The sequence below is a fragment of the Sphingomonas sp. R86521 genome (assembly GCF_042466235.1).
In the GTDB taxonomy this organism is placed as follows: Bacteria; Pseudomonadota; Alphaproteobacteria; order Sphingomonadales; family Sphingomonadaceae; genus Sphingomonas.
This window is the reverse complement of sequence record NZ_JAXHBY010000001.1, coordinates 1,233,627-1,251,517: the sequence shown is the minus strand read 5'-3', so window position 1 is coordinate 1,251,517 and position 17,891 is coordinate 1,233,627. Positions and strand designations below refer to the sequence as shown.

General features: G+C 62.4%; 14 protein-coding genes. 3 read left to right on the top strand and 11 right to left on the bottom strand.

Annotated elements, in window-relative coordinates; all coding sequences use genetic code 11:
• Positions 1-9: 9 nt before the first annotated feature.
• The 6 genes from SJY20_RS05765 to SJY20_RS05740 all read right to left on the bottom strand — a co-directional run bounded on the left by SJY20_RS05765 (position 10) and on the right by SJY20_RS05740 (position 7,034).
• Positions 10-1,365, bottom strand: a complete 1,356-nt coding sequence (locus tag SJY20_RS05765; protein WP_380785645.1) for a phage terminase large subunit — start codon at positions 1,363-1,365, stop codon at positions 10-12.
• A complete protein-coding gene (locus tag SJY20_RS05760) occupies positions 1,362-1,820 on the bottom strand; it encodes a hypothetical protein (RefSeq protein ID WP_380785644.1) in 459 nt (152 codons plus the stop codon). Before SJY20_RS05760 ends, SJY20_RS05765 begins: the two co-directional genes overlap by 4 nt.
• Positions 1,821-2,391: 571 nt before the next feature.
• On the bottom strand, positions 2,392-4,752 hold the full coding sequence (locus SJY20_RS05755; RefSeq protein WP_380785643.1) for a DUF5906 domain-containing protein: 2,361 nt from the start codon (positions 4,750-4,752) through the stop codon (positions 2,392-2,394).
• Positions 4,749-4,988 (bottom strand): helix-turn-helix domain-containing protein, encoded by a 240-nt coding sequence (locus tag SJY20_RS05750; RefSeq protein WP_380785642.1) that lies wholly within the window; start codon positions 4,986-4,988, stop codon positions 4,749-4,751. The genes SJY20_RS05755 and SJY20_RS05750 overlap by 4 nt, the downstream gene beginning before the upstream one ends.
• 162 nt (positions 4,989-5,150) lie before the next feature.
• Positions 5,151-5,891: a hypothetical protein gene (locus SJY20_RS05745; RefSeq protein WP_380785641.1), complete on the bottom strand. Its 741-nt coding sequence runs from the start codon at positions 5,889-5,891 to the stop codon at positions 5,151-5,153.
• 24 nt (positions 5,892-5,915) lie between these two features.
• Complete coding sequence (locus SJY20_RS05740) at positions 5,916-7,034, bottom strand: tyrosine-type recombinase/integrase (protein ID WP_380785640.1); 1,119 nt, start codon at positions 7,032-7,034, stop codon at positions 5,916-5,918.
• Positions 7,035-7,580: 546 nt separating this feature from the next.
• On the opposite strand from SJY20_RS05740, the gene SJY20_RS05735 reads away from it, so the two are divergent.
• The gene (locus SJY20_RS05735) at positions 7,581-8,612 is read left to right on the top strand and encodes an AAA family ATPase (RefSeq protein WP_380785639.1); all 1,032 of its coding nucleotides are present in this window, start codon (positions 7,581-7,583) and stop codon (positions 8,610-8,612) included.
• Between the two features lie 130 nt (positions 8,613-8,742).
• Entirely contained in the window at positions 8,743-11,079 is a 2,337-nt protein-coding gene (locus SJY20_RS05730; RefSeq protein WP_380785638.1) for a S8 family peptidase, read from the top strand.
• 137 nt (positions 11,080-11,216) lie between these two features.
• Here SJY20_RS05730 and SJY20_RS05725 read toward each other — a convergent pair whose 3' ends face one another.
• From SJY20_RS05725 to SJY20_RS05705, 5 genes are all read right to left on the bottom strand, one after another.
• A complete protein-coding gene (locus SJY20_RS05725; protein WP_380785637.1) occupies positions 11,217-12,455 on the bottom strand; it encodes a tyrosine-type recombinase/integrase in 1,239 nt (412 codons plus the stop codon).
• A 391-nt stretch (positions 12,456-12,846) separates the two neighbouring features.
• Positions 12,847-14,052, bottom strand: a complete 1,206-nt coding sequence (locus SJY20_RS05720) for a carbohydrate porin (protein WP_380785636.1) — start codon at positions 14,050-14,052, stop codon at positions 12,847-12,849.
• A complete protein-coding gene (locus tag SJY20_RS05715) occupies positions 14,049-15,365 on the bottom strand; it encodes an AAA-associated domain-containing protein (RefSeq protein WP_380785635.1) in 1,317 nt (438 codons plus the stop codon). The genes SJY20_RS05720 and SJY20_RS05715 overlap by 4 nt, the downstream gene beginning before the upstream one ends.
• A 17-nt stretch (positions 15,366-15,382) precedes the next feature.
• Complete coding sequence (locus SJY20_RS05710) at positions 15,383-17,128, bottom strand: ABC transporter permease (protein ID WP_380785634.1); 1,746 nt, start codon at positions 17,126-17,128, stop codon at positions 15,383-15,385.
• 57 nt (positions 17,129-17,185) lie between these two features.
• Entirely contained in the window at positions 17,186-17,326 is a 141-nt protein-coding gene (locus tag SJY20_RS05705) for a hypothetical protein (protein WP_380785633.1), read from the bottom strand.
• Positions 17,327-17,593: 267 nt separating this feature from the next.
• Between SJY20_RS05705 and SJY20_RS05700 the strand changes: the two genes are divergently transcribed.
• Positions 17,594-17,872, top strand: coding sequence for a metal/formaldehyde-sensitive transcriptional repressor (locus tag SJY20_RS05700; protein ID WP_132734421.1), 279 nt, complete (start codon positions 17,594-17,596; stop codon positions 17,870-17,872).
• Positions 17,873-17,891 lie beyond the last annotated feature (19 nt).

Below are 17,891 nucleotides of genomic sequence, written 5' to 3'. Positions count from 1 at the left end.
ACATCGTCTTTAGAAGCTCCGGCAGGTGAACCGGGAAGGTGCCCACACCACGCCGTAGCGGATCGCGTCCGCTCCGTGGTCGGCAGCGTCGCTGTCCAAATCTTCAACGTCGCGGGGGTCGCGGGGAATCGTAGGCATCGTATCCCAAGCGTAGTTGCACAGGCGCGAGATATAGAGCCCAGGCAGGTCAGGCGATCCAGCCTGCGACAGCATGGTCCGCATCCGCTGCCACCCGGCCTTACGGGTGCCCTTGCCGCACGGGCTGAAGGAAACCCCCTGCTGTGAGAACTCATCTGCGATGGTGGCAGCGGCGTAGCCCCGAGCACGGGCGAAGATCGCGTCGTCCGCCGCCCCGTCTGGCTCCACGCCCCAACGGGCACACATCTCCTTGATCCCCTCCGCTAGCCGCGGAACGGTCCAGCCGAGTCCCTCGCTAGGCCGGTTCGGGCGCGCGGTGGCCAGTTCGTCCAACACCACGATGGAGCCACGCGGATAATATCGCCCGTCCAGTCCGATCGCGCCAGGGGAGCGCGTCATGACGTATGTCGCGGAGGGCGATGCCGTCCCAAAGTCGTGGGCGATGAATGCCTCCCATCCCATCGGCACCTGGCGCCACGGGTCAACGGCGCACCGCTCGGGAGAGAGGCACCCCGCGAAGAAAGCGCCGCGCGCCACAGACCAGTCGCCCTCCGTCCAGGCCCGGAACAGCTCGTCATCCCCGGCACATGCCGCCCGGAGCTGGCGGCAGTAGTCGTCAGTGTCTAGGTGGGGGTTGTCGAGGTACGTGCTCGGCGCGTGGACGCACAGGCCCCCGGCCTCGGTGCGGAAGGGCACCCACGCACGGCCCGGAAGGACGTAACGGGAGGCAACCCAATGGTGCCCGACGCCACCGGGGTTGCCCGCGTAAACGGTGCGCAGCGGCACATCCTTCGGGCCGCGCAGGTTCGACCGCAGCATGTCGATCGACAGCGGATCGGCCCACTGAGTCAGCTCGTCCACCATGATGAGGGTGAAGGAACGACCCTGCACCTTATCGTAGGCGCCCGGCGTATCGACCTGGGCTAGCTCGACGTAGCCGTACGGCAGTCGGAAGACGTGCTCGGTGGCGTTGTACGACGCGGCAGACCCGTAGGCCGCCGAGAAGAGCGAGCGGAGCACCAGTTCGAAGTCGGCCAGCCCCTTGTAGGTCCGCCGAACGTACAGCACGCGGGCCTTCTCCCTGTACTGCTCGACGTGGCGTAGGATCAGCAGCGCCTTGCAGTGGGACTTGCCGCCGCCGCGCCCGCCGCCGAGGAACAGGTCCACGGTCTCCGGGACGCTGAGCGCGCGGGATTGATAGGGAGTCGGTGCCAGCTCCTCGGTCATGCCCGCACCCCGTCGACGGTCCGCATGTAGTCGTCCACGCTTGCCTGCGCGCCCGGCAGGTTGATCGTGACGTTCACGCGCTGCTCGGTTCCGCCCTGCGGTGCGCCTTGGTCGCGGTAGCCATGGCGGCCCTTGAGGGCGAAGATGATGGATGTCGTGTCGCCGGCGCGCGCCTTGTCCATCAGCAGCCCGACCAGCTCCTCCTCCTCGAACTTGCGGGCCTCGCCGAACGCGGAGGCGATCCGCTCGTCTTCGGTCTTCAGTCGTCCCCAGGTGCGGTAGTTGACGCCCAGGGCGCGGGCGATCGACACCTCCGACTTGCCCTGCCGTATCGCCGCGATGACCTTGGGCACGGATCGCTCCGGGAGGACGTACTTCGGCTGTCCAGGCCCCCGCTTGATGGCTAGGGAGGGCGGCGCGCTGTGCTCGGCTCGGTGCTCGTGTTCGTCTTCCATGCCTAAGTCCTTGATCCGGTTCGGCAACCCGACACGGCACCCACCGATCGACGATCAGAGGGCCTGCTTTCGGATCGCCTGCGCGCGCGCGTTTTGTGCCGCGTGAACCGCGCTTTTGCTGACCAACGATCCGAGGAGGTGGCTCAATCGCGCCCGAAGCCGCGCCGCCCACCTAGGCTTCCCGCCAGGCGCGTGCTCACCAAGGGCTAAGTGGCCTCAAGCGCTACCGCGCCGTCAGGAAATGAGCCACAAGCGTCAGAACCGTCAAAGGAAAAGCCTTGTTTCGCATAGCTTTGTACACTTCTGACACTTCTGACACTTTGATAATTAGATTGTAAATTTAGAATATAGTCAGGCACCCCGCCGCGCCGCCGATCCCAATCAGCAGAAGGCACCTGGCCACGGCGGATTTCGCTCGAAAGACTGTCAAAAGCGTCAGAAGTGTACAAGCTGCTGAACTGGCTTGGTTTTTGGGTCGCGAAAGCGTCAATCGTCCAAGCTGTAAGTGTCAGAAGGGCGCCGGACCGATGGCCCGACGTCCCTGACTTATCTTGCCTAGTCGGTTCGATGCTCAGTCCCAGTCGACCTGCCCGCCAACAAGGGTCTCGAAGCATTGACGGGCGGCTGCAAGAGGCGGGACGCGCCAGACCTTGCCGCCCCTGCGGTCCCGAGCGGTCACGTCGATGCCAACCCGCGAGAGGAAGCGCGCGACTGCGTGCTTGGTGAACTCCGCGCGCCTCCCCATAGCCCGCGCCTGTGCTTCCAGCGCTGCGACAAAGCCGTCCTTTGCTGCGCTGTCCACGTCGAAGCCCTCCGGCCATCCGGCTACTCCGAGGCCGCCCGAGAGGTCGCCGTCCTCCAGGGCCCGGTGCCACCAGAAGGCGATCGGGTCGTTGCGGAAGCCCTGAACCTTCTGCTGCGTCAGCGCCCGGGTGGCGGGCACGTGCGAGCGCGGGTGCCAGTCTGCGATGTCGATGTGCTGGAGTTCGTGGAGCATCGCCGCTGCTCCGCCTTCCCTCATCTGCCGGTTGAGTTCCTCGAAGAAGCCCGCGGGAAGCGCAGCACGAGCGACCCCGTCGGCCTCGAAGACGGCGAACCGGCGCTCGTCAGGGGAAGCGGGTATCACCCAGTCCTCGTTGGATGCGATGACAACGTGCAACCGGTTGGGGCCGCTCACGATAGGCTTGTTCTTACCCTCGAACGAAAGGGTCGGCTCGGTGATCAGGTTCTTCAGGGCGCCCTCAGCCTTGCGGTCGCCCGCCCAGAGTCCCTCGTCGACGAACAGCAGAATGGTGTCGTTCAGATGGTCATTGAACCTGCCGGTGAAATGGTCCGCCTGCGCGACCTGGCGCCCGTGCTGCCCGGCGAGATCCTTCAACGCTCGGGCAAACGTCCCCTTCCCCACGCCCTTCTGTCCCTTGAACACTAGCGCCACCTCGGCCGGCGCGTTCGGGTGCTGCACCATGAACGCCGCCCACTTCAGCACGTAGTCGAGGTTGGCGTGATCGCCGCCGCACAACACGTCGCTCATGAGGCGCTTCATCAGAGACCAGTCGCCTGCCTCGGGCTCGACGCTCCAACCGCGCCAGAGGTTGTACAGGCGCGGATGGTCCGCTCCTGGGGCGGGGTCAAAGATCACGCCGTCATACTGGCGGCGGCGCGGGTGCTTGACCCACCATGACCCAAGCGGCTTCCGTGCTCCATCCGGAAGCACTACCGACCGGCTATCCAAGTGCTTCTGGACCGCGACGTCGGGGAACCACTCAACGGAGGTGTGACCCTGGAACGGGCAAACCCCCTCCCTACCGACTAGGTACTTCCCTGCCGTTAGGACAGTGAAGTGTGTCGCGTTCACCTCTTCCAGCTCAGCGCTTGCCTGTGAGCGCGACTGAACGCCTTCGTAGGCTGGCAGATCGTCGGCGAAGTCCTCCTCGGCGGTGTGTCGAGGGATAAGGTCCTGCCTGCCTGCATCGATGAGCGCCTTGAATAGCGTGCGCTGCGTGACGCGGCGGCCGTCCTGATCGGCGTGAAGGCTGTCCCAACGGCGCCCGATCGACCACGCCTGATCCTGGTACTCGGGGTCCGTCGTCGACCACCCGAGGAACTCGTCGCGGCCCTCACCGGCAGTAGCATGGTGGCAGGCCATCATCAGCGCGAGCCACTTGGCGTGGTCCGAGAACATGCGGGCGTCGAGGCCCTCCAGCATCTCGCTGAGCTTCTCCGGGCTGACGTCGCCCGCGTCGGCCGCGGCGATCCGCTCAGGCCGCCGCGTCAGCTCGACGAGCGAGGCCGGGGCGTCCCTGACCTCGGCCAGTGTCACGGCGAGGGGGTCGGGGTCCCACTCGTACGGCCTGAGCGCGTCCGGGTGCACCGAGCCAGCCGAGACGACCTGGCGCCCGAGCGTCTTGAACTCGACGCCCTGGTAGGCCTCCAGACTGTCCCTGAGCAGCTCGTGCTCGGGCTTGAGCATGTAGACGTGGTATCCGCCCGAGCCGGTGATGACCCGGGGGTAGTCGGTGAAGTCGACGCCCAGGTCGTCCTGCAGGCGCCGGTAGGGGTCGTCGCCCTCGAGGAAGTTGCGGGGGTCGACGTCGACCACCAGGTCGCACGGCCGCAGCCGCACGCCCACGTTGCCGCCCTCGGCCATGTGGGCGGCGGCCTCGTCGACGGTCAGGTGCACGTCCTGGCGCCACCCCTTGTAGGGTGCCTTGCCAATCGGCCGGCCCTCTTGATCGCGGTCCCGCGGATGGTGCAGGCGGATCAGCTCATGCCCAGTGTGTCGGTAGTCCTCCAAAAGCTGGGGCTTGTTCAAGGGTACTTCGTGGTGAGCCAGAGGCACATCGTTCTTCTTGGAGCTGCCCATTCCATGCGCTTCCTCGACGGGCGCGTCGCCGATCCCATCGGCGCGCCCGTCACCCTCCCGATAACTCATCGCACGCCCCCCCCACGCACGAACGCGTCGAGCGCTTCGATGTGATAGCGAACAAGCTTGGTCTGGATGACATGGTAGCGTGGACCTTCGCCGCGCGAGCGCCACGTCTTTAGCGTCCCCGGCGTGCAGCTGAGGTATTCGGCCGCGGCATCGCTGTCGAACCACGGACTCCGCTTATGGTTGTCGAGGACGCGTCGCATTGCGTCCTCGATCATTTCGATCGATTCGGATTGCATGAGCAATCTCCTTTGGGAGGGGATTGCCGAACTTTTCTCGATCAAACAGGGGCAGGCCGGCGCCGCTGCACGTGGCTCATTGAAGAGATCCCTCTACGCGCTCCACCTCATTAACTCAGGTCGACTTAAAGACGTATCAACGTTTCACGATTTATTTCAGGCTTACTGCTGGCCACTCATGTCCTGATTGCGGACCAAGTTCGCTTGAATAATCCGGTCATCAATGTGCCGGGCTAGAGCATCCACCGCGTTCCGTGCACTCTCGACAAAATCACGGTTCACGACGATCTTATCGTTCCGAAGCGGGATAAGCGGATAATCACTTCGATACAGAGGGTCCGCCTTTCCATCACGATGAACTAGAATATGCCGAGCATCCAAATAGGGCATTGCTCCTGCCACCAAGGTAGCATCCAAGTCTAGGCCCAAGCGAGCGCTCGCTTTCTTTAGTAAATCCTTTGTATTCCGTTCGTTCTCCAGCTTTCTGAAAATTGCATCTGATACCAATCGGACCGCCGCATCCCAGTTTCCCGCCGCCAATATCTCAGAGGCGTGCAAATCCAACTTTATCTCTCCAACAAACCTAGCTGGATCGATGCCTGCTAGCGCCGCCTTCGTCATTGTTCCCGAAATGAATTCGGAAAAGTCTTCAAACAGATCCTTTATGAACGCTGCATGCAGTGTCGCCTTAAGGTGCTGTCCGACAATATTTCTGGAGTCGCGAACATTCACGCGTCTAGACAGATGGGGATATCGCTGCTCGTCTGAGCCAAGTGCAACCGCTACACTGTCTTCAGAGTTTGGTATCGTTATGAACTTCTCGACGAGTGCATCACATAGCTCAATATCGGAATTGTAATAAGCTATGCGATTTGAAAACCGATGGTAGGCTTTAGTCGCCACGTCTCTATCCCCCCGTTTAGTTGACTACCCTCTATCCGCAATAATTCTATTTTCCAACGCTTGCGAATGCTGCCGCAGGTGCTCGACGAGATGTTCGGCGTGGACGTAGCCGCCGGAAGCTCCAGGTAGCTTTTGCCCTAGCAAGAGCGCACTCTCAGCGTAGGGAACCCCGCTCGCAATATACAGGGTGCGCGCGTGGTGCCGATATTCGTGAGGACTCGGAAGACCGTCCTCCTTCGGCTCGACAACGTGCCCGCACGCGCTCGTCGCGGAAGGCCATAACCAAGGACTGTTCAGAGGCTCGTCCTCGGTGATCCGGGTCAGCAACATTTCGGCTAGCCGTGAGCCTAATGGGAACAGCATCTGCCCGCCCGTCTTCATATGGCGGAATCTGAGAATGCCCGTCTCAAAATCGATATCATCACGTCGGACTTGCACGATCGACGATCGGCGGGCGCCAGTGAGCAACATCGCGATGTGAAGGTCGCGACGAATTGCCGTCAGCTTCTCCACCTCGATCCACCATGCCTTTAGGTCGAGCGCGTTGACCTCACGGCGCTTCGGCGAGGGAACTCGAAGCGCCGCGACCGGATTGCTGCCGATTGTCTCATCCATCCTCATGGCAGTGTTGATCGTCGCCCGTAGCGTCCGCATGGTGCTTGCCGCCGTCGTCTCGCCGCGTTGCTTCTTCAGCCCGTCGAATAGGTCCCGCACCTCCTGCCGCGTGATGTCGGTCACGGCCCGGTTTCGGAAGCGGGTGAGGTAGTGGTCCAGGTGGTAGTGGTAGCCCTCGACCGTACGCGGGCTGTAGGTCTTCTCGGAGAGGTGGGCGTCCAGTGCCTGCTTGAGCGTGATGCCGCTTTCTGCGGGACCGGCCGTGGGGTCCACGCCGGACTGGATCTGGCTCATCAGCGCCTTGGCGCGGTTGCGGGCTTCCCGGAGGCCGATGCGGTCGCACCGGTCGATCTTCACCCGCACCGTCCGGACGTGCCGCCCGTTCCGCCGTACGTCCCCCTGAACCGCATAGGTGCGGGTCGACTGGTGGCAGACTACCATCAGCCCCTTTACCTGCTCGTCCCGATGGATGCCCGACCCGAGGGCGAGGTCCCTGATACGCGCCTCCGTCAAGTTCACGACTGCCATTCTATGTCTCCACGAGTACCGGCCTGAGCACCGAAAACGCGCTCTCTCTGAGCGGCTCAGGTCTACCTAGATGTCGTGAAAACAGTGCTCCGCGAACCATGATTGCCTCAGGTTCTCAGTCATTTACACCAAAGCGCTGAACTCTTAATCAGCGGGTCCTTGGTTCGAGCCCAAGTGCGTCCACCATATTTTACAGAGGCTTACCTCGAAAATTTGAAGTGAGGCTCCCGGTCCACTCGGGCGTAAGCTACAACGCAGCTACAGGATTGGATCGGTTGGTTTTAAGCCAGCCTATGACCGGGTCAGTAGGAACGCTGGCTTGGGTAAATTCTTTAGTCGCTGTTTGATCAGTTAATGTCGCCGACAACCGCGTTTACGCCCTGCCCTATGGTAGCGTAGAGTGTCCCGACGCGATCCTGATTCGGCTCGGCGTGGTTAAGATGCGACCTAACGTATTATGGCTATTGCGAAGGCGCTTTCGTCTTCGGATACGGTACGTTGAAGCGTTACGCATGGGCGTGACGCGAGGGACAATTCAAGGCGGTCATGGCACGTAGCGATATTCTCGTCAGTCTTGTTCGTGCCAGTGCAACGGGCGATCGGGAAACCGTGCGTTCGGCTACCGAGGCGCTCGTTGCAGATGAGCGAGCTAAAAAGCATTATATCGTCGCCGATCGCTTGCAGCGTGCCTTGTCGGCAGTGCCCGTGACGCCGCCCGCGCTTACGTCCACGTCCTCGCAGCTTAATCCGACCAGCGGTCGGGAGACGATCTTAGAGGTAACCGCGCGCCTACGCCTTGATGATCTGATGCTTCCATTGCCAGCCCAGCAGAGCGGCCGCCAAATCATCGAAGAGCATCAACGCGCCGATGTGTTGCGTGCGAGCGGTTTTGAGCCCCGCCATCGCGTACTGCTGTCGGGGCCGCCGGGGAATGGCAAGACGTCCTTCGCGGAAGCGGTTGCCGAGGGACTTGGCCTACCCTTTTTCGTGGTGCGCTACGATGCTCTCATTGGAAGCTATCTCGGCGAGACTAACGCACGCCTGCGTAAGCTATTCGATTATGTACGCACGACACCCAGCGTCCTTTTCTTCGACGAGTTCGACGCGATCGGCAAGGAGCGCGGCGACACGCACGAGACGGGCGAGATCAAGCGCGTGGTATCGTTCCTATTGATGCAGCTTGACCAGTTGCCGAGCTACGTCGTTGTGATCGCGGCGACCAATCACGGCGAGCTACTTGATCGCGCCGTCTGGCGGCGTTTTCAGATGCGCTTGGCAATGCCAGCCCCACAAAAGCGGGACGTGACCGTGTTTCTCGATCGCGTCTTGTCTGATTGGCCAGACGCGCCCAAGATGAGTGCAGGCAGGATTGCAACCAGATTGGGAGCGGTCAGCTATGCTGAGGCGCTCGACTTCTGTCAAAACGTGCGAAGGCGCCAAATATTGGGCTTGGGGGAGGTATCGGTAGATGATGCGTTGCGCGCGGAACTCGAACTTTGGACGGCGCGGGTAACACCCGAGTCACTTCATGCCCAGCGACCCCACGAAACCGCTCTTGAGGCTGACGCCTCAAGCTGAACAGCCGCGCCAGCTCGGTCGCCCTGCCTATGTTCCGGCGCCAGACAGCTTCCCAAGAGCCCGTCAGACTGACACTTTCGGACCAAGGTTCGCACGCTTAGCCGAAGTGCTTGCGCGCGGCGCTAACGCCTTGGAGCTTCGTGCTGACCCCGCCGGTCTCGCGCCCGAACGACTGTTGGTCTTTGAAGTTCGCGGCTCGATCAACGCTTTTGCGAACGCTGTTCGCAATGTCGCCGGCCTTGAGTTGATCGACGAAGAAGAACTCGAGGGCGATGACGGGGACAAGCAGCCTTTCGCCTATTTGCTGGTGCCTGACATGGTTGCGCTTCGCAATCTCGAGTCCCTGTGGCGCCGATGGCAAGCCGGCCAACTGGTGCGCGGGGAGACTCCGTGGGCTGCCGTATTCGATTTGCTCCGCGATCTTCGGCCATGGGGGCCACTGGATCGCGTTCACGCCAGCGATGCGTCATTTCTTGAGACGGCAATCGACGGTTTTGACGATGCGGCATTGATACGACTAAAAGTCGAACTCGTCTTCCGCGAACGTGATGCCACTGCGGCAGAGCAAGAAGCCAATGTTCGCGCCGCAATTGTTGGCCGCGGCGGCGCGGTAATATCGCAAGCTCGTATCGCGGACATCAGCTACCACGCGCTGCTCGTTGATCTTCCCGTCGTTGTCGTCAGGGAAATCATTGCGCGCCGCGTCGATGGCGTCGCTGGCTTGGAACCGGTGCTACACATCCGCCCCCAAAGCGCTCCGACTGAAATTGAAATTGCGGATGCTAGCGAAGCGCCAGCTAAAGCATCTGACGAGCGCGCCCTTGGCGAACCCATTCTGGCGTTGTTGGACGGCGTCCCCGTTGCTGCGCATAGGCTGCTTGCGCGCCATATCGATCTTGACGACCCGTTTGACCTAGAGCCCGGCGCGCTGGTCGCGAGCCGATCACACGGCACAGCCATGGCGTCCCTGATTATCCATGGTGATCGGAACGAGAACGCAGAAGCACTACCACGTCAGATTCACGTCTTGCCGGTGATGGGGAACAATGATGACTTCCCCGCCAACAGACTGGTGGTCGACCTCATCTATCTGGCCATCATGCGCTTGCGCGAAAACCGGCCAAACATCCTGATCGTCAATCTTTCGCTTGGAAATCGGGTTCGGCCATTTCACGGCCAACTTTCGCCGTGGGCGCGTCTGCTCGATCGATTGTCAGCCCGCTTTGGCCTTTTGTTCGTCGTAAGCGCCGGCAACGCGTCGAGCGATATAGCCGTCCCGGCCTATCCGACTGGACTGGCATACGAGCGGGCAAATAGCGACCACCGTGCGACGTCGATGATCAGCGCGCTGCAGGCTGTCATTGGCGACCGCCGCATGTTCTCGCCGGCCGAAACGGTAAACGGTGTGACGGTCGGTGCGTGGAACAAAGATGCTGTGTCCGACGCGGATCGCGCTCTCGCGCGTGTTTTTATTGATCCTTATCCCGCACACGACACAGCCAATCCTTCGAGCGCGCTGGGGCCAGGCTTCGCGCGATCGGTGAAGCCCGACATCCTACTACCCGGCGCACGCGAGCATATGCAGGTCGTACGCAACCATGACCATATCGAAGTGCGACTCGGCCGAGCTTCGCGCGGTGCTGGTCTCAAGGTTGCAGCGCCACCGGCGGGCGGCCGCGAGAACCAAGATGGTTACACAAACGGAACAAGCGCAGCCGCAGCGCTTGCGTCGCGAACCTGTCACCGCATCCATGATGCACTGGAGCTAGCATATGGTGATCCGTTTCTCGCGTTGCCGGCGCTCGAACGCGCTACCCTATTGAAGGCGCTGATCGTCCATCCAGCGCGCTGGCCGCGCGACGTGGCCGAATTGATCAAGGCGACAATCGGTCCATGGGGACGCGGTCAAGCAAGCAAACAAAAGGACAATATTCGTCGATTTGTAGGATTCGGGTGTGTTGATGCCGACGAGGCTGTCGCGTGTGCGTCGGATCGCGCTACATTCTTCGCAACAGGTACTCTGCCACGCGATAGCAGTCTCACCGTCGCTGTGCCTGTTCCGTTGGTAATGGGCGGCAAAGCCCGGCCGCATAGCCTGTCAGTCACCCTCGCATGGTTCACGCCAGTATCGCCGGGCCGCAAAAGCTATCGCACGTGCCGCCTCAAGGTTCTAAAACCTGCTGTAATTGGCGATTTGGGCGTCGCCGGCCATGGCTCGCAGCCTGATGAAAATCAGACCAACCGCGGAACGATTTTCTCGCGTTGCTGGGAAGGAAGCGATGCCCCGATTGTGACGGCTGATATGACTGTGCCGCTTATTGTGCAACGCGATCCTGATCAGGGCGCTGCGGTCGATGATCCTATAACTTTTGGTCTAGCTGTTACCCTTGCGATGCCGGGAGAAGTGACTTTGTACGATGAAGTCTTCGCACGCGTACAGCCGCCAGTTCGAGCTACTGCCAGGTGAACAATTTCTAAAGCTCCGCCAGTTTTGAACTGATTTATGTCTTTCACGTCGAAATCTGATAATACAAGTTTTCGCTGGCCGAACTATATGTGAACATTCTGAGCATAAACCAAGCATATAGAAGAATAGAAAGACGATCACACTGGAGGCAGAACAAGGCTGTCGAGGTGATCAGCCCACAATTGAAGCGCGTGTTTCTTCTCTGCAAAATACTCCCATCGGTTGTAGATGCGACGAATGCCCACTTGTTTATGGTTTAAAATGCGCTCGACGACTTCTGTGATGATTAGCGGCCGAAAGTTCTCATCGAGGAGGCCGGTCATTCCTGTCGCCACGCTGCGCCGAAGATCGTGAAGGGACCAAGGGGCAACGGTCCTGCGATCACGAGCCGCGATCCGGGACATCAGGTCGCGCATTCCAGATACTGATTTGCTGTACCCGCTAAGAGGACGCTCAGGGCCGTTGCGACCGGGCCACACGTACTCGTAGTTACCCGCGAACCTTCGGCGGTCGGCGAGGAGACGGATTGCCTGCGAGGAGAGTGGCAGAACAAGCTCATCACCGTTCTTGCTCCGCTCCGACGGCAAGGTCCAAGTCCCCTTCGCAAAGTCAAATTCTGACCAGCGGGCCTCGAATGCCTCAGAGCGGCGACAGCCGGTAAGCAAGATGAATATCGAGGGTTCGGTAAGCCTTGAACTGCTTGCTTTGAGAATGGAAACTAGAATGGATAATTCGAAGTCAGAAAGGAACCGATCTCCCTCCTTAGCCTTTTCTAGCTTTACCACATGCTGTGACGGATCGACCTCTAGCCTCGTAGTTACCCGGCCTTTTGTTACGCACCACCGAAAGAATCGCTTAATGAGTGCGACGATATTGTTCGACATGACGGGCGCGGTTTCGGACTTTTTCAACACGATCGTTGCGAGGTCATCATACCTAATTTTGTAGATGGACTTGTCTCCAAGAATAGGCTGGATGTCCTTGCGATAAATACGCCACTTCTCAGCAGCAGATTTTTTCTGCCCTCCCTCCTGTGCCATGTACTTGTCTAACGCCCAATCCATTGTCTTCGTGGCAACGATGGCCGGCTGATGAGGCAGGTCACTCCCACGCAGGACGGGGTCGTTCCCCCTCTCCTTTTCCAGCATAATCGCCGATGCGAACTCCCGAGCGACCGCCACCGTGTAGGCGGGATGACTGCCAAGCGTGAACGTCTTGACCCCGTCTGGCGTCCTTCCCTTCCAGTTCCATACTTTCCGGCCGGAGGGGTACACCGAGACGCCGAGCCCCTTAGCTTCGGCATCCCTTACGCGGTACATCTCAGCCATCGGAGGCAAGGACCTGACCTGTGCGTCAGTCAGAGATTTGAACGACAACCCATCCTCCAGCAACAACGTAGCAACGGGCTTTATTGTTGGTTGAAAAGAACTTTTCGTCAAAGGTTAGCGTGACTTAGCTTCAGATCACGTAGCCGCTATTAAGGCTCAACTTTTAGAATATGGCGCGCCGCCCTTGGCGCAATCTAGTAAAGCCTAACTCTACCCGCGCAGAGCGACTCGGGGGCACGGCGCAGCAACAGCCAAGCTACTAAGCGGAAAGCTCCCCTGAAAAGCAGGCATTTTTCTAGCAGCCCTTCACGCTTAACCCTTTGATTAATAGCACCTATTATTTTTTATGTGGGCCTCTTAATCAGCGGGTCCTTGGTTCGAGCCCAAGTGCGTCCACCACCTCTTTCCTATAGAACAGCGGCCTGCTTCATGGTGAAGCTCAACGCCCTATCTTGATGCGAAGCCCGGTAACGACGGCGTCCTTGCGTAGCGCGTCGCCTCCCGGGTTCACCACATATTGCAGGTCGGGCTGTACGCTCAGCCACGGCGTCACCACCGCATTGTAGACGGTTTCGACCACCACCTCTTGCCTGTCGCGATCGCGGTCGAGCGCCGAATGGTCCCGGCGATAGCGAGCGCCGAACCCGGCGGCTGCGACGGATAGGCCGACCTGATCGTCGGGGCGGCCCGGTGCGGTGCCGGTATGGACCAGTCCCCCGCCGATATAGCGTCCGATCCGATTGAACCGGGTGTCGGCGACACCGAACCGCAGCCACCCGGCAAGGCCATGCGCATCGTCGGCGCGGGAGCCGACCAGGCGATGCTCGGCGAACACATACGCCCCCTTGTTCCCGCGCCGGGCTGCCGCCGGATCCGACGTACCGACATCGTCGAAGCGGGCGGTGTAGCCCCAGACCCCGATCGCGGCCTTCGTGCCATGACTGAGATAGTCGACCTCGCTCACCACCAGCGCGCCGTCGGTGGACGACAGCTTGACCGCGGTGCGCGCGGGATGGGCCGGATCGCCGGGGACACCGTCGAGCACCGCGACCCGCCCCAGCCAATGCTCGCCGAGCTTCACCTCGCCGCGGACCGCCAGCGACGTCACCGGGAAGATCGACGGCCCGCGCCGGCCCGCCTGCGCGAACTCCGGACCGATGCCGTGTGCGGACACCAGGAACAGCCCGCCGCTCTGCGTCGTGTCGAACTCGGAGTTGAGGTTGTACAGGCCGACCTTCACCGAGGCGTTGCGGCCGACGTCCTGTTCGACCCATGCCTCGAACAACCGCGCCGCCCGAACGCCGGTCTCGATGTTGGACACGCCCTGGGCGTCGCCGACCAGATCACTGGATAGCGAGGCTCCATTGTCGTAGAGGCCGTACAGGAACAGCCGCGCGCAGTGCCATCCGACCAGGCGATCCGCGTCGATCGCGACCTGTAGATCGAGATTGTCAAGGTAGCGGGTACCGCGGGCGATCCCGCCCGATACGTTGCTGCGGATGTCCGCGACATACACCGCGGACAGCGTGACCGGCTTGTCGGATCGCTCGTTTGCCGAGCGTGGATAGCCGGTCGGCCGTTCGTCCTGCGCATAAGCCGGGGCAGCGGTCCCGAGCAGCACCAGCGTGAGGCAGCGCCGGATCACACGGCATCGTCCAGGCTGAACCGGTCCGCATCCTCGTCATACGCGAACACCTCGGCATAGCGGCCCCAATGCGTCACCGTCCGCAACGTCTCGTCGGCGTAATCTTCCGACATGTGATCCTCGAGCTCGTCGCGGAACCGGCGGGCGGGAGCGACATGCCCGCTACGCTCGTCGAGGATGCGGCGGATGTGCTGCGCGAGCGGGACGTGTGCGAGCAAAGCCTGCGCGAACAGCGCCTTGCGCGCGTCGACATCGGCCTGCGCATAGCGCCGCGCGGCCGGCGTCAGCAGGATGTCGGCGCCTTGCAACTCGGCGAACCGCAGCAACTGGAGCGTCTCCGCCATCGGGAACAGATCGTCGACCTCCAGCTGGAGCTGGTCGGCGAGATCCGCCATCGCCGCGCGGCCGTCGAACGGGCTGGCGTCGACTTCCTCGATCAGCCCGGCGAGCGCGTTGGTCGAGACGCGCGGCAATACCATCTGGATGCCGGTGCCGGGGAACAGCCCGTCGCGGACCGGCTCGGCGGGCGCGCGCGCGGTCATCTGCGCGTAGATGTCGTCGACCAGCTTGCGGAAGGCGGGATCGAGCCGGTCGCGAGGTTGCGGCAGGTCGACCACGATCTCGGCGGCGACGCGGCCGGGGTTGGACGAGAAGACGAGGATACGATCGCACATCAGCACCGCCTCCTCGATATTGTGCGTGACGATCAGGATCGATTTGATCGGCATCCGCCCTTCCGCCCACAAATCGAGCAGGTCGGTGCGCAAGGTCTCGGCGGTCAGCACGTCGAGCGCGGAGAAGGGTTCGTCCATCAACAACAGCGACGGATTGACGACGATCGCGCGCGCCAGCCCGACGCGCTGGCGCATCCCACCCGACAGTTCCTTGGGATAGGCGTTCTCGAACCCGTCGAGGCCGATCAGGTCGATCGCCGCCAGCGCGCGGGTGCGGCGCTCGTCCGCCGGAACGCGCTGCGCCTCTAGGCCAAGCTCGACGTTCTGGAGCACGGTCAGCCATGGAAACAGCGCGAAGGTCTGGAAGACCATGCTGATCGTGTGCGCAGGCCCATCCGGCACGTCGGCGAAGTGCACGCGGCCCTCGTCCGGCCGGATCAGCCCGGCGATCGAGCGCAGCAACGTCGACTTGCCCGAGCCCGAGCGACCGAGCAGCCCGACCACCTCGTCCTCATGCAGAGTCAGGCTGACGTCGTCGAGCACCGGCGCGCCGCCATCGCCGCGGCCATAGCGATGACTGACGTGCTCGACCTGGACGAGCGGGCGGCTGGCCGGAGCGCGGAGGAATGCTGTTGCCATGTCTTGTCCTTTCGACATCAGGCGAGCCGGAGACGGCGTTCGGCAAAGGCGTACATCGGACGCCAGACGAGCCGGTTGAAGGCGATCACGAACATCGACATCACCGCGATGCCGAGCGCGACGCGCGGATAATCGCCGGCTTCGGTTGCCTTGGCGATGAACGTGCCGAGCCCGTGAGCCTCGATCTTCTGCGTTCCCCACGACACCGCTTCGGCGACAATGCTGGCGTTCCACGATCCGCCAGACGCGGTCAGCGCGCCGGTGACGTAATAGGGAAACACGCCGGGCAGAGCGACCTGTCGCCACCATTGCCAGCCGCGCACGTCGAACATCCCCGCCGCCTCGCGCAGGTCGGTCGGGATCGCGCTGGCGCCGGCGATGACGTTGAACAGGATGTACCACTGCGTGCCCAGGATCATCAGCGGCGACAGCCAGATGTCGGGCGACAGCCGCCAGTGGACGATGCCGATCACCGCGAACGGGAAAAGCACGTTGGCCGGGAACGCCGCGAGGAACTGCGCGACGGGTTGCAGGCGCTCCGCCCATTTGGGGTTGAGGCCGATCCAGACGCCGATCGGCACCCAGACGAGGCTGGCCAGCGCGATCAGCACGACGACGCGCAGCATCGTGATGCAGGCCAGCCCGAACACCGCGACCGCATCGCTCAGCCGCAGCGTCGAGAAGACATAGCGTCCCGCGAGCCAGAGCGCGGCGACCACCGATACCAGGACCACCGCCTGCCACAGCCGTTCCAGCACGATGCTCGGTTCGCGAACGCGGCGCTCGCGCGGGCGTGCCCTGCCCCGGTCTAGCGTCAGCAGCAGCTGGCCGAGCGCGGTGACCGGCGCGAACAGCACCGGCAGCAGGCGCGTGCGGCGGAACAGGTCATAGGCCCAGGATTGCGGCCGCTCGGTGCTGGCGGTCTGCTCGAACCGGAAGCGATCCGCCCAGGCGACCACCGGCCGGAAAACGAGCTGATCGTACAGCAGGATGACGATACCCATCGCGACCACGGCGAGACCGATCGCCGTGAAGTCCTTGCGGGCGATCGCCAGCGCAAGCCATGAGCCGACCCCGGGCAGAGTCACGGTCGTGTTGCCGACCGTGATCGCTTCGGACGCGACGACGAAGAACCAGCCGCCCGACATCGACATCATCGCGTTCCACACCAGCGACGGAGTCGCGAACGGCAGGTCGAGCCGGAGGAACCGCCGAACCGGCGACAAGGCGAAACCGCGGGTCACCTCGTCTAGGTCGGACGGCACCGAGCGCAGCGACTGGTAGAAGCTGAACGCCATGTTCCACGCCTGGCTGGTGAAGATCGCGAACACCGCGGCCAGCTCGACGCCGAGGATCTGGCCCGGGAACAGCCCCATGAACGCCGTGACGGTGAAGGTGAGGAACCCGAGGATCGGCACCGATTGCAGGATGTCGAGCATCGGCACGATGATCTGCCCCGCGCGGCGGCTGCGCGCGGCGAGCGTCGCGACGACCAGCGTAAAGACCAGGCTCGCCGCGAGTGCCGCAAACATCCGGATCACCGTGCGCAGCGCATAATAGGGCAGATACCACGGATCGAGCGTCACCGGCTCGACGCGCAGGCGCGACAGCGGCTCGGCCACGCCCTCCGCGCCCCGCACCAGCAGCGCGGCGATGCCAATCAGCAGCACGAAGGCGATGGCATCCGCGCGGTTGGGCTGGGTCAGCCTCAAAATCCGCGAGAATGAGCGGACCCGGCCGCCACCCGTCACCCCATCAGCCACCGCGCCGTCCTTTTCCGCAGACGCGGCGTATTACCCACGCAGCGTGACATGCGCGCGTCATGCCGACAGCTCGGTCACCGTGCGGAATCCGCTCGCCACGCATCCCCTGAGGATGCGACCACGATGTAGCGGTGCGGCGGCGAGCGCCGCGTGGATGGCGCGATCATGCTGGATCGCGCGGAAATCGAGATTGGTCATCAGGCGTCTCTTCCGGGCTCGTGGGCGAGTCCGGGACAGACGCTCAGCCGGACCGCACCCGCGATCCCCGAACGGCTTGCCCGAACCCGGGACGTCCAGCGGCGATCGTCAGCAGGGCAGAGCCGCTACTGTCGCCATCGCCGGACAAGGGGGTAGATCGGGGTTTCATGTGCGTCCTGTGTGTTGCCGGCGGCGCGATTTGCGTGCCTGCGAGGCGGCCGCTATACCCTAGGGGACTATAGATCAAGGGGGAGTTTCGCGTCGATCATGAGCCATGTCGAGAAGGAGAAAAAGAAGCTGCTCAACAGGCTCAAGCGGCTGAAAGGACAGATCGAAGCGCTCGAGCGCGCGATCGAGGAAGACCGCGAATGCGCGCGCGTCCTGCAGCAGGCGACCTCGTGCCGCGGCGCGCTCGACGGGTTCATCGCCGAGGTGATCGAGGATCATATCCGCGAACACATGATCGATCCCGCCACCGCGCGGGACGATCCCCGCACGGTCGCCGCCGAAGAACTGGTCGAGATCGTCCACGCCTATCTGACCTGATCACGCGTGGTCCGATGTC